At 64.3% G+C, this 12571-nt stretch carries 11 protein-coding genes and 1 pseudogene; 7 read left to right on the top strand and 5 right to left on the bottom strand.

Going from position 1 to position 12571, the window contains the following annotated elements; all coding sequences use genetic code 11:
• Positions 1-63: 63 nt before the first annotated feature.
• Positions 64-678 carry a Yip1 family protein gene (locus tag HMPREF3173_RS02160; RefSeq protein ID WP_070571353.1) on the top strand — a complete coding sequence of 205 codons (615 nt, stop codon included), beginning with the start codon at positions 64-66 and terminating at the stop codon, positions 676-678.
• A gap of 17 nt (positions 679-695) precedes the next feature.
• On the opposite strand, the gene HMPREF3173_RS02155 is transcribed toward HMPREF3173_RS02160, so the two are convergent.
• Positions 696-959, bottom strand: a complete 264-nt coding sequence (locus HMPREF3173_RS02155) for a DUF1652 domain-containing protein (protein ID WP_043211647.1) — start codon at positions 957-959, stop codon at positions 696-698.
• 334 nt (positions 960-1293) lie between these two features.
• On the opposite strand from HMPREF3173_RS02155, the gene HMPREF3173_RS02150 reads away from it, so the two are divergent.
• A complete protein-coding gene (locus tag HMPREF3173_RS02150) occupies positions 1294-1521 on the top strand; it encodes a DUF6555 family protein (protein ID WP_043211645.1) in 228 nt (75 codons plus the stop codon).
• A gap of 27 nt (positions 1522-1548) precedes the next feature.
• On the opposite strand, the gene HMPREF3173_RS02145 is transcribed toward HMPREF3173_RS02150, so the two are convergent.
• Together HMPREF3173_RS02145 and HMPREF3173_RS02140 are read right to left on the bottom strand one after the other, a co-directional pair.
• Complete coding sequence (locus HMPREF3173_RS02145; protein WP_070571352.1) at positions 1549-2433, bottom strand: pirin family protein; 885 nt, start codon at positions 2431-2433, stop codon at positions 1549-1551.
• Between the two features lie 170 nt (positions 2434-2603).
• Complete coding sequence (locus HMPREF3173_RS02140) at positions 2604-3491, bottom strand: EamA family transporter (RefSeq protein WP_043211640.1); 888 nt, start codon at positions 3489-3491, stop codon at positions 2604-2606.
• A gap of 258 nt (positions 3492-3749) precedes the next feature.
• On the opposite strand from HMPREF3173_RS02140, the pseudogene HMPREF3173_RS02135 reads away from it, so the two are divergent.
• Positions 3750-5147, top strand: a pseudogene (locus tag HMPREF3173_RS02135) (cytosine permease).
• Between the two features lie 95 nt (positions 5148-5242).
• On the opposite strand, the gene HMPREF3173_RS02130 reads toward HMPREF3173_RS02135, so the two are convergent.
• Both HMPREF3173_RS02130 and HMPREF3173_RS02125 read right to left on the bottom strand, forming a co-directional pair.
• Positions 5243-6061 carry a class II aldolase/adducin family protein gene (locus HMPREF3173_RS02130; RefSeq protein ID WP_256543775.1) on the bottom strand — a complete coding sequence of 273 codons (819 nt, stop codon included), beginning with the start codon at positions 6059-6061 and terminating at the stop codon, positions 5243-5245.
• Between the two features lie 36 nt (positions 6062-6097).
• Entirely contained in the window at positions 6098-7141 is a 1044-nt protein-coding gene (locus HMPREF3173_RS02125; protein ID WP_070571350.1) for an ABC transporter substrate-binding protein, read from the bottom strand.
• Between the two features lie 189 nt (positions 7142-7330).
• On the opposite strand from HMPREF3173_RS02125, the gene HMPREF3173_RS02120 reads away from it, so the two are divergent.
• The 4 genes from HMPREF3173_RS02120 to HMPREF3173_RS02105 all read left to right on the top strand — a co-directional run bounded on the left by HMPREF3173_RS02120 (position 7331) and on the right by HMPREF3173_RS02105 (position 12542).
• A complete protein-coding gene (locus HMPREF3173_RS02120; RefSeq protein ID WP_070571349.1) occupies positions 7331-9283 on the top strand; it encodes an oxidoreductase in 1953 nt (650 codons plus the stop codon).
• 40 nt (positions 9284-9323) lie between these two features.
• Positions 9324-9929, top strand: coding sequence for a helix-turn-helix domain-containing protein (locus HMPREF3173_RS02115; protein ID WP_070571348.1), 606 nt, complete (start codon positions 9324-9326; stop codon positions 9927-9929).
• A gap of 92 nt (positions 9930-10021) precedes the next feature.
• Positions 10022-11329, top strand: a complete 1308-nt coding sequence (locus tag HMPREF3173_RS02110; RefSeq protein ID WP_070571347.1) for a phosphate ABC transporter substrate-binding/OmpA family protein — start codon at positions 10022-10024, stop codon at positions 11327-11329.
• Between the two features lie 163 nt (positions 11330-11492).
• Positions 11493-12542 carry a TerC family protein gene (locus HMPREF3173_RS02105; RefSeq protein WP_083299905.1) on the top strand — a complete coding sequence of 350 codons (1050 nt, stop codon included), beginning with the start codon at positions 11493-11495 and terminating at the stop codon, positions 12540-12542.
• The last annotated feature ends 29 nt before the right edge of the window (positions 12543-12571 follow it).

The following is a 12571-nucleotide window of genomic DNA, read 5'->3' as shown; positions in this document are numbered from 1 at the left end:
TGAACCCTGGGCGCTGGGGCTTCTCCATAAAAAGAGGACACGCTTGCCCTCGAGGAGATTGCCATGAACAGCCCCTTGCTCAAGCTCTTCACTCAACCGGGTGCCGCCTGGCTGGACATCCGCCGTGCCGAGGAAGCCCACCCGCAACAATACCTGCCACGCCTGCTGGCACTGGCGCTGATCCCGGCCGTGTGCCTGTTCATCGGCACCACCACGTTCGGCTGGAGCCTGGCCGCGGAGGAACGCGTGCGTCTGAGCCTGGTCAGCGCTGCGCAGTTGGCGGGCCTTCTGTACGCCACGACCGTGGTCGGCGTCATGTTGATGGGCGTGATGATCCGCTGGATGTCACGAGGTTTCGACGCCCAGCCCACCCTCAACCAATGCGTCGGCTTTGCCGCGTATTGCGCCACGCCCTGGTTCGTCGCGGGCGTGGTGGGCCTGGTGCCGATGCGCTGGCTGGCCGTGCTGGCCCTGCTGGCAGCCTCGGCCTATGCCACGGTATTGCTCTATGGCGGCTTGCAGACGTTTCTGCGACTTCGCAAGGAACAGGCCCTGCTGTTCGCGACCTGTGTTTGGGGTGTGGGACTGCTGTTGCTGGTGACCATCCTGGTGTCGATGATCCTGTTCTGGTTCAACGGCCTGATGCCTGAGTATGTGCGCCCGGCCCGCCTTGGCTGACCGGGTCGCCGAGTCTTTCACGCGATGGCCCTGGCCACGTGCGGATGACCCAGGCGCTGATCCTTGCGCAACTGGTTCACCAGTTCATGGACATCACGACAGCTATTGAGGCTGTCCAGGGGAATGCCGGTGACCGTCAGGCAATCGTCAAGCCCCTGTTCGTTGCCCAGACGAATGGTCAGGCTGACGCCGTCCGGGCAACTGACCTCGCAGCGGTCGGGCAGACAGGCCTGCTCGATCAGCTGGCGCATTTCCAATAGCGAAACTCCTATCAACGACATGGTTCGACCCTCTCTGTACTGGATGGCCTGTTGTGTGTGAGTACGCCCTGAACTGGCGCAGTGCCAATTGATATTGCGCATGTCCAAGCGGTCACCCATTTGCTGGAGCAATGAGTGCCCGGTGAATCCTCTGGCACCTTAGAAGAAGAGCCCAGCTTTACGCTGGCTGTTCCATCCAATGCAGCAGGCTTGCGACGAGTGGTCTTGCCTTTGCCGCTGGTCGGGCGAGGGGGAATTTTTTCAAACTTTTGGGTGAGTCACAGTTTCCCACGGATAGGCCACAGAACGTCTTGCACGTGGCCAGCCTGCGCGGCTGCGCAATGGATGGGGACCGATGATCGACGCCAAACTTTTCGTGATCGACTACGAACTGCACGGGCAGCACAAGTCGTTCGTGATCCGCGCCGAGCGGATGGACAATGCCGAGGCCTGGCACTGGGCCAGTTGCGATGCGGGAGTGGCCCGCATCGGACGCTACGGGCGCGAGAAGATCAAGAAAGTCAGCAAGCCGGTGGCCGAGCGTTACGGGATCAGTGATGTACAGTGGCGGCAGACCGGTTGATCGGCTGCCGCGCTGTGGCTCATCGACTCAATGCTGGGGGCCCTGCTCCCCCGCCATCTGCCCGAACCGCCCGGCCTGGAAGTCGTCGAACGACTCGGCGATCTCCGCTTGGCTGTTCATCACGAACGGGCCATAGCCAACGATAGGCTCGTCGATCGGCTCGCCGCTGAGCAGCAGCAGGCTCACGTCCTCCAAGGCCTGCACCTGCACATGCTCACCATCGCGCTCAAGCAGCACCAGGCTGGCCGGCCCTGCCTCACGTTCGCCGTTGACCCGCACATTGCCCCGCAAGACCACCAACGCAGCGTTGCGCCCCTGGGCGATGGGCAGTTGCAGGCTGGCACCGGCCGCAAGGCGCAGGTCCCAGACATCCATGGGCGTGAAGGTCTGCGCAGGCCCCTTGTGGCCTTGATAGTCACCGGCAATCACGCGCAGGGTACCGGCATCGTCTTGCAGCTTCACCACCGGGATGTCACCGGCCAGCAGCGTCTGGTAGCCCGCTGCAGCGCGCTTGTCCCGGGCAGGGAGGTTCACCCACAGCTGCACCATTTCCAGGGTGCCACCCGTGCGGGCGAAGGCCGGCGAGTGAAACTCCTCGTGCAGGATGCCGTTGGCAGCGGTCATCCACTGCACGTCCCCGGGGCCGATCAGGCCACCGGCACCGGTGGAGTCGCGATGCTCCAGCTCGCCCTGGTAGACGATGGTCACCGTCTCGAAGCCGCGATGCGGATGCTGGCCGACACCGCGGCGCGCAGTGGTCGGGGTGAAGTCGTGCGGGCCGGCGTAGTCCAGCAGCAGGAACGGGCTGATGTGACGGGCCAGATTGTCATAGGTGAACAGGCTGCGAACCGGAAAGCCATCCCCGACCCAATGGCCGTGAGGACTACGATGAACACCCAGAATCTTTTTCATGAGAAGTCTCCTCTCTCAGATAGCTGGGTATAACACTACCTATGAGAACAATACTTCGGTAGATAGCAAAAACGGCCATGATCGTCCCAACAGCAGAACAATTGCACCCGGGTTGGCGGTCATCGTTGTCGGAGCGGGCTTACCCGCCAACACGCCACCGCCGACCTCACTCATTGTGCCGTGGCCGCCCGCAACCGCTGTCCCAGCCGCGGCCCGAACACATTGATCAGCAGCCCCGCCATCACCAGCAACGCGCCCCAACCTTGCACCGCGCTCAAGCGCTCATCCAGCAGCCAGGCCGACGAACTCAAGCCAATCACCGGCACCAGCAACGAGAACGGCGCCACCTTGCCCGCCGGATGGCGCGACAACAACGTGCTCCAGAGGCTATAGCCCAGCATGGTGGCGACGAAGGCCAAGTACGCCAGCGCCAACACCGAATTCAAGCCGAGGTTGGCCAATGCATGGCCAATGCGCTCCGGACCTTCGAGCCACCAGGACAACGCCAGAAACGGCAGCGGCGGGATCAGCCCGCCCCAGATCACCAAGGCCACCAGGTCCACCGAGCCAAAGCGCCGGGTGATGATATTGCCCATCCCCCACATGGCCCCCGCGCACAGGGTCAACAGTAGCGCCAGCAACGGCACATGGCTGCCATCTTCGCTGCCGATCAGCACCAACCCGCCCGCTGCCACCAGCAACCCCAGCACACTCGCCAAGCGCAGGCGCTCACCCAAAAACAGCGCGGCAAAACCCAAGGTGAAGAACGCCTGGGACTGCAGCACCAACGAGGCCAGCCCCGGTGGCATGCCGCTGTACATGGCCTGGAACAGAAACGCGAACTGCCCCAAGGAAATGGTCGCGCCGTAGGCGATCAACCAGCGCCAGGGAAGCTTCGGTCGCTTGACCAGCAGGATCGCCGGGAACGCCACCAGGGCGAAACGCAACGCACCGAGCAACATGGGCGGCAAGCCATCAAGGCCGACCTTGATGACAACGAAATTGACTCCCCAGGCGATGATCACCACCAGGGCGATCAGCAGGTCCTTGAGCGGCATTGCGGTTTCCTTCTTCAGGCGTTCTAGACATATTTCGTTACAGCATAAGGCCATTCTTTTTTCATCGACCAGCACAGTTGGGCACCGTCCTTGCGCAACAGTCGATCAAGCGCAGCGTCTGGCAAGCGTGTGAACCGCCACTCGTTACCTGTCAAGCTTCACTTGACCGAACTTGTCTATACATGCTCATATCTCGTGACAGCCAGTCTTTGCCGATGGCTCGCCCGCCCCCCACAAAAACAAATACGCGGAGTGCCCATGTCCAACAAACCCGTGATCGAACGGCGCTCGATCGACTACATCCCCGAAGCTGAACGCCATGGACGCGTGTACAGCCAGTTCACCCTCTGGCTGGGAGCCAACCTGCAGATTACCGCCATCGTGACCGGCGCCCTGGCCGTGGTGCTCGGCGGTGATGTGTTCTGGTCGCTTATCGGCCTGTTGATCGGGCAATTGGTCGGTGGCACGGTGATGGCGTTGCACGCCGCCCAAGGCCCGCGCCTGGGCCTGCCGCAGATGATTTCCAGTCGTGTGCAGTTCGGGGTCTATGGCGCGGCCATCCCCATGGTGCTGGTGTGCCTGATGTACCTGGGCTTCACCGCCACCGGCACGGTGCTCTCCGGCCAGGCCATCGGCCAATTGATGAGCGTCAGCGACAGCACCGGCATCCTGATCTTCGCCAGCGTGATCGTGCTGGCCACTCTCGCCGGCTACCGGGTGATCCATTGGATCGGGCGCGTGGCCAGCGTGTTGGGGATCATCGCCTTCATCTACCTATTCAGCCGCATCCTGATGCTGGCCGACATCGGCCAGTTGCTGGACAACCGCCACTTCTCCTGAGCGTCGTTCCTGCTGGCCGTTTCGCTCGCCGCCTCCTGGCAGATCGCCTTCGGCCCGTATGTGGCGGATTACTCACGCTACCTGCCCAGCAGCACTTCGCCGGTCAAGACCTTCCTCGCCGCCGGCCTGGGTTCAGTGATCGGCGCTCAAGCCTCGATGATCCTCGGTGTGTTCGCCGCCGCCATCGCCGGCGGCCAGTTCACCGGGCACGAAGTGGCCTATATCGTCGGCCTGGGCGGCGCAGGCACTACCGCGGCCCTGCTGTACTTCAGCATCGCCTTCGGCAAGGTGACCATCTCGACGCTGAACTCCTATGGCAGCTTCATGTGCATCGCCACCATCATCAGCGGGTTCCGTGGTCATCTGCAGATCAGCCGAGCGCAGCGCCTGGTGTTCGTCCTGGCCATCGTCGGTGCCGCGACCTTGGTCGCGCTGCTCGGCCAGCATTCGTTCCTGAGCGCGTTCAAGTCGTTCATCCTGTTCCTGCTGACCTTCTTCGTGCCCTGGAGCGCGGTGAACCTGGTGGACTACTACTTCATCACCAAAGAGCGCTACGACATCCCCGCCCTGGCCGACCCTGAAGGGCGCTATGGCCGCTGGAACTGGCCTGGGATCATCGTCTACACCGTCGGTGTGTTGGTGCAGATGCCGTTCATCGACACCAAGCTGTACACCGGCCCCATGGTCGCCCACCTGGGCGGCGTGGATGTCTCCTGGCTGATTGGCCTGGTCGTGCCGAGCGTGCTGTACTACTGGGTCGCCCGTAGCCGCGCGGCGCAGGCACCGGCCCACATCATCGTGCCGGACGCTCGCTGACACCGGCGCCTTCGTCCCTTGGGCTGCTTTGCAGCCCATTGCAGGCTTCGCCGGCTCTACAACGACGCGCTACCCTGGTAGCCGGCGCTGGCGTCTCAGTCGCGATAATCCGGCGCCACCCGCTCCAGCAACCGCAGCAAGGCCTGCCAGGCCAACGCATTGCCGTCTGGGTCAGACAACTCCCCTGCTTTCAACGGCCGCGCCGGGGCATTGAACTGGCGCTCGGTATGCACGCACACCTCGTGCGGCGGCACGATCACCTGCCCGGCCTGCAAGGCCGCCAACTGGATTTCGCAGGCTTTCTCCAGGTAGTACATGCGCATGAAGGCCTCGGCCACGCTGCTGCCGACGGTCAACAAACCATGGTTGCGCAGGATCATCACCGAGTGTTCGCCCAGGTCCGCCACCAGGCGCTGCTGCTCGTCCATGTCCAGGGCGATGCCTTCATAGGCGTGGTAGCCAACCCGGCCGTAGAACTCCATGGAAATCTGGTTGAGCGGCAGCAAGCCGCATTCGAGCGCCGCCACTGCGCAGCCAGCCCGGGTGTGGGTGTGCAACACGCACTGGGCGTCCTCGCGGGCGCCGTGAATGGCGCTGTGGATGACGAAACCGGCCGGGTTCACCGGGTAGGGCGTCGGCTCCACTGGATTGCCCTGCAAATCGATCTTCACCAGTTTCGAGGCCGTGATCTCATCGAACAGCAAGCCGTAGGGGTTGATCAGAAAATGATGCTCAGGGCCCGGCAAGCGCACGGAGATGTGGGTGAAGATCAGATCGGTCATGCGAAAGTGCGCGATCAGCCGGTAGCAGGCGGCCAGTTCCTGGCGCAGGGTCCGTTCGGAGGGGGTCATTGTTGTTGTCCTGGTTCGAGAATGTGCGAGGCCGACGTCTGTTCGGCGCTCCGATTTACCCACGAAGGCCGCAAAGCGGCCTTGGGGATTGAATCTACCTCACTTGCTGGCCCATGCGTTGAAGCGCTGCTCCAACTCCTCGCCATGGTCAACCCAGAACTCGACATTCATCGCCAGCGCGCCCTTGAGGTTTTCCGGCGAAGTCGGCACCCAGCTGGCCAACGCGGGATCGAGCTTGGCCGCGGCCTGGGTGTTGGTCGGGCCATAGGGGATCTGCTGCACATACCGCACTTGGGTGTCTGGCTGGTTGGCATAGGCAATCAGACGCCGCGCCTGATCGACATGCTGGGAGCCCTTGATGATCGCCCAGTAATCCATGCCATACAGACTACCCGGCCACACCACCGCCAGCGGACTGCCCTGCTGGGCAGCGACGGCGATGCGGCCGCTGTAGGTGGAGGTCATCACCACATCGCCTGCGGTCAGCCACTGCGCGGGCTGGGCGCCGGCATCCCACCATTGGATGTAAGGCTTGAGTTCGGTGAGCTTGGCGAAGGCGCGCTCGACACCTGCCGGGGTAGACAGCACTTTGTAGACGTCCTCGACCTTCACACCGTCGGCCAGCAGCGCGAACTCCAGGTTGTAGACCGCACGTTTGCGCAGCCCGCGCTTGCCGGGAAACGTCTTCACATCCCAGAAGTCCGCCCAGGAGGTGGGCGCCTTGGCCAGCTTTTCGCGGTCATAGGCAATCGCCACGCTCCACACCAGCGCCGCCGAACCGCACGCCTGGGCCGCGTCCGGGATCAGCTCGGCGGCATGGCCCATCTGTTGCCAGTCCAAGCGCTCGTAGATGCCTTCGTCACAGCCGCGCATGAGGTCCGGGCCTTCGATTTGCACCACGTCCCAATCGACATTCCCGGTATCGGCCATCACCTGGATCCGGGCCATCTCGCCGTTGTACTCGCTCTGGATCAGCTTGCTGCCATCCTGGGCGCTGAAAGGCTGGAAGATCGCCACGTCCTGGGCTTTCTGGCCCGCGCCGCCATAGCCGACCACGACCATCTGCGGCGCCGCCTGCGCACTGCCCAGGCCAAAGGCTAGAAGCACTGCGCACAATCCGGTCCTGCGGGGAAATGCTTGCATCGGTGGTTCCTCCTGCCGGTGCCTGGCCGGTGCAGCGCAGGCTCCGCTTTCTTGTTGTTGTGAGGGATGCCCCTGAGCGAGGGGTCGAGGGAACGCTAGACGCCAACCAGTAAAAAAACAAGTTGATTTTTTACTGGCGCTACACTTTCATGGAAAAAACAAGAACGACAACCGACCGGAGCTGCGCGCATGTCGACCGCCTTCCCCCACCTGTTCGAACCGCTGCAGATCCGTGGCAAACGCCTGAAGAACCGCATCATGTCCACCGGACATGACACCTGCCTGCCCACCGACAACTTGGTCAACGACAAGCTCATTGCCTACCAGCGCGCCCGCGCCGAAGGCGGCGCCGGCCTGATCGTGCTGCAGGTGGCGGGAGTTCACGACAGCGCCCGCTACACCTCCCATGTGCTGATGGCCACCGACGATGCCTGCATCGACGGCTATCGCCGTCTGGCCGAGGCCTGCCACGCCCACGGCACCGTCGTGCTGTCGCAATTGTTCCACCCCGGGCGCGAGATCATGGAAACCGCCGATGGCCTGCTGGCAGTGGCCTACTCGGCCTCGGCGGTGCCCAACGAGCGTTTTCGGGTGATGCCACGGGCGCTGGACCAGACGATGATCGACGAGATCATCCAGGGCTACGCCAGTGCCGCTCGCCGCCTGCATCAGGCCGGTCTCGACGGCGTGGAAGTGGTAGCCAGTCACGGCTACCTACCAGCGCAGTTCCTCAATCCGCGAGTCAATCGCCGCACCGACGCCTACAACGGCGGCCTCGAGCAACGCCTGCGCTTTGTGCGTGAAGTGCTGAGCGCCGTGCGCGCAGCCACCGACGAGCAATTCATCGTAGGCCTGCGCATCAGCGCCGACGAGCGCGACCCCGAAGGCCTGACCGAGGACGAATCCCTGGTGGCTGCCCAGGCCCTGCAGGGCGAGATCGACTACCTGCACATCGTCGCCGGCACCTCCGCCTCCCAAGGCGGTGCGGTGCATATCGTTCCGCCCATGGCCATCGAGCCTGCGTATCTCGCCCGCGAAGCCGGCTCGTTCAAGGCGCGCCTTAACATCCCGCTGTTCGTCACCGGACGCATCAACCAGCCCCAGGAGGCCGAGTTGATCCTGGCCCGCGGTCAGGCCGACGTCTGCGGCATGACCCGCGCGCTGATCTGCGACCCGCAGATGCCATCGAAGACCGAACGTGGTCAGGTCGAGGACGTGCGCGCCTGCATCGCCTGCAACCAAGCCTGTATCGGCCACTTCCATCGCGGCCTGCCGATCTCTTGCATCCAGCGTCCGGAGACCGGCCGCGAACTGCAATACGGCACGCTCACCCCCACCCAGGCGCCCAAGCGCGTGATGATCGCAGGGGGCGGCCCGGCCGGCATGAAAGCCGCAGCAGTCGCAGCGGCGCGCGGTCATGACGTGACCTTGTACGAGGCCGGCCCGCAGTTGGGCGGCCAGGTGCAATTGGCCCAGCTGCTGCCGCGTCGCAGCGAGTTCGGCGGCGCCAGCACCAACCTGCAACGGGAGATGGAACTGGCCGGCGTGCGCGTGGTGCGCAACACCCGCGTCGACCGGGCCTTGGTCGAACGCGAACGCCCCGATGTGGTGATCGCCGCCACCGGCGCCCGACCGTACTGGCCCGAATTCGAACGCAGTGGCGACCTGCAGGTGGTCGATGCCTGGCAGGTGCTGCGCAACCAGGCCACCCTGGGGCGCTCGGTGCTGGTGGTGGACTGGCGCAGCGACTGGATCGGCCCCGGCATCGCCGAACGCCTGGTGCGCGAAGGCCATCAAGTGCAGCTGGCAGTCAACGGCACCCACTGTGGCGAGAGCCTGCCGCTGTACGTGCGCGACCAGATGGCCGGCGAGCTGCACCGCCTGGGCATCCCCATCACCCCCTATGCCAGGCTGTACGGCTGCGACGACAACACCGTCTACCTGCTGCACACCGCCAGTGGCGAACCGATGATCTTCGAAGAGATCGACACTCTGGTCCTGTGCCTGGGCCATCAACCGGTGGACACGTTGGCCGAGGAACTGGCCGGCCTGGTCGAGGTGCGGCGCATCGGCGACTGCCTGGCGCCGCGCACCGTCGAAGAAGCGATCCACGACGGCCTGACGGTTGCCTGGGCACTCTGAGGCTGGTCATACTTCTGGCTTTCCCGATGGACCGACGCGCATGAGCCAGCAACCCCAGACGCCGCCGCCCGCCGCCGAAGACGGCGGCGCGGCCCCGCAGTTTCTCGGCACCCGCATCCGCGGCCTGCGCAAGCGCCGCGGCATGACCCTCGCCGAGCTGGCCAAGCAAAGCGAACTGACCGCCGGCTACATCAGCCAACTGGAGCGCAATCTCTCCTATCCCTCGATCCCGGCGCTGTTCAACATTGCCCGCAGCCTGGGCGTGACCATCCAGTGGTTCTTCGCCAGCGAGGCCAGCACCGCCCCTGAGGACCAGGGCTACGTGGTGCGGCGCAACAGCCGCCTGAGCGTGCATTACGAGGACGGTATCGTCGATCAGTTGCTCACCCCCCAGCCCAACCGGCAGCTCGAAATCCTCCATTCGCGCTTTCCCCCGGGCACCTACAGCCAGCAGAGCTACAGCCACGAGGGCGAGGAAGCCGGCTATTTGCTGTCCGGTAGCTTCGAGCTGTGGGTCGGCGAGCGGTATTTCCAACTCAACGAAGGGGACAGCTTCAGTTTCTCGAGCCAAGAGCCCCATCGTTATGGCAATCCCGGAGAAGTGGATGCCGTGGTGATCTGGGTGATCACGCCGCCGACATTCTGATGGGGCCCCTTTTCTCAGCCTCGCGCCCTGTCATCTCCCGGTCACGCCACTGTCGTAATCTGCAGCGCATCTTTATGCCACAGGTCTCCGGCATGCCTCGCCTGTTCGCCTTGCTGTGCTGTCTGTTCCCCTTGTGGGCCCTCGCAGGGCCCGCGCAACTGCGCATCCAGGGCTCCAATACCATCGGCGCCGCCCTGACACCCGCGCTCATCCAAGGCCTGTTAGCGGCCCAAGGTGCCACTGCGGTCACCCAGACCCCGAGCCGCCAAGCCAACGAAACCGAAATCAACGCACTCGATGCCCAGGGCCAGCCTTTGCGCATCACCATCGCCGCCCACGGCTCGAGCACCGGCTTCACAGCCCTGGGCGATGGCCAAGCGGACCTGGCGGCCGCGTCCCGCCCCATCACCGACGACGAAGCCCGACGTCTTCGGGCGCTAGGCGATCTTCGCGGCAAAGGCGCCGAACAGGTCATCGGCCTGGACGCAGTGGCGGTAATCGTTCACCCGGACAATCCGCTGGCCCAACTGACCACCGCGCAATTGGCCCAAGTGTTCTGCGGCCAGGTACGACGCTGGGAACAGCTCGGCGTGCCCGGCGGGGAGATCCGTCTGTATGCCCGTGACGATCGCTCCGGCACCTTCGAAACCTTCAAGGCTCTGGTGCTGGAGCCACGCCAGCAGACGCTGGCCGGTCAGGCGCAACGTTTCGAATCCAGCGAAGCGCTGGCCGAGCGGGTCAAGGCTGACCGCCAGGCCATCGGTTTCAGCAGCCTGGCCGCCGTGCATGGCGCCAAGGTGCTGGCCATCGCCGAAGGCGACGCGCCGGCCATGCTGCCTACTCCAACGCTGGTCGCCAGCGAGGATTATCCGCTGTCGCGCCGCTTGTTCTTCTACCTGCCTGCTCGCGCCGCCCCTTTGGCGGTCGCCCTGGCCGAGTACACCCAAACCCCCGCCGGGCAGGCCATCGTCGCCCGCCAAGGCTTCGTGGCCCAGCAGGTCAAGGCCCTGCCCGTACCCGCCCAGGCCGACATGCCGCCACGCTATCGGACCCTGGCCGCTGAGGCCCGGCGCCTGACCGTGAACTTTCGCTTCCAGCCCGGCAGCGCCAACCTGGACAACAAGGCGTTGCGCGACGTACGCCGGGTCGCAGACTACCTGCGCCAGGCCGGCAAGCTGCAGCACAAGGTGGTACTGGTGGGGTTTGGCGATCCCAAGGAAACCCAGGGCCGCGCCGCCCTGCTCTCGCGCCTGCGGGCCATGGCGGTGCGCCGCGAGCTCGCCCGCGATGGCGTGGAAATCAAGGAAGTGACTGGCATGGGCGACGAACTGCCAGTGGCCGACAACGACCAGGAACAAGGGCGGTTGCGCAATCGACGGGTGGAAGTGTGGGTGTACTGAAGGACTGGGCAGCCTCGCAAAGAAATGTAACAGCGCGCCATTCGGCAGGCTCACCGATCGGGACTACGCTCAAGCCTATGTGATACCGGGCCCCTCTGACGGCTACCCAGCCGCCATGTCGGATCACTGTTGCCATGCAACGTCGACATTAAAGGAGGGGCTCATGATGGCTCTGCACACATTCCTCACCACCCCGTTCCTCGGAACCAGCGCCTGGCTGTGGCTGGTCTTCATCGCTATCGTCATCGGCCTGCTGGTCTTGGACCTTGGCGTGCTCCACCGCGAGAACCGCGAGATCGAAATGCGCGAGAGCCTGCTGCTGTACGCCGGCTATTTCAGCGTCGGCGTGTTGTTCGGCGCGTGGGTCTGGTACGAGCTGGGTGCGCAGTCGGCGCTGGAGTTCTACACGGGTTTCCTGGTCGAGCAATCGCTGTCGATGGACAACGTGTTCGTCATGGCCATGATCTTCGGGTTCTTCGCCATTCCCCGCCGTTACCAGCACCGGGTGCTGTTCTGGGGCATTCTCGGCGTGGTGTTCCTGAGGGCGATCATGATCGGCGTGGGTGCGGCGCTGGTGCAGCACTTTGCCTGGGTGCTCTACCTGTTCGGCGCCTTCCTGCTGTTCACCGGGGTGAAGATGGCTTTGGCTCGGCAGGAGAGCCACCCAGACCTTGCCAACAACCCGGTGCTGCGCTTCGTGCGTCGGCACATGCGGGTCACCGACCAGATCCACGGCGCACACTTTTTCGTGCGCCTCACCCCACCCGGGCAGCACACCGCCGTGCGCCATGCGACGCCGCTGTTCCTGGCACTGGTACTGATCGAGTTGGCCGACCTGGTGTTCGCCGTCGACAGCGTCCCGGCGATCTTCGCCATTACCCAAGACCCGTTCATCGTCTACACCTCGAACATCTTCGCCATCCTCGGCCTGCGCTCGCTGTACTTCGCCCTGGCGGCGCTGATGCACCGCTTCGTCTACCTCAAGTACGCCCTGGCGCTGGTGCTCGTGTTCATCGGCTGCAAGATCTTCTACCACGGCCTGGTGGGCAAGGTGCCCGCCTTGCTGTCGCTGGGCGTGACGTTCGGCTTGCTGCTCGGCGGGGTGCTGTTGTCACTGTTCAAGACCCGCGACCGACATCACGACCCGGCGCAAGACCACCGGGACCTTGCAGAAAAGAACGAACGCGCCGGTTCACCCCCATCTGGTCCATAACCCGCCTCGGGGCCGCGTAAGCGGCCCCA

The organism is Pseudomonas sp. HMSC08G10, from assembly GCF_001808425.1.
GTDB lineage: Bacteria > Pseudomonadota > Gammaproteobacteria > Pseudomonadales > Pseudomonadaceae > Aquipseudomonas > Aquipseudomonas guariconensis.
Note: the sequence above shows the minus strand (reverse complement) of the source record. Positions and strands in the feature narration are given on the sequence as shown.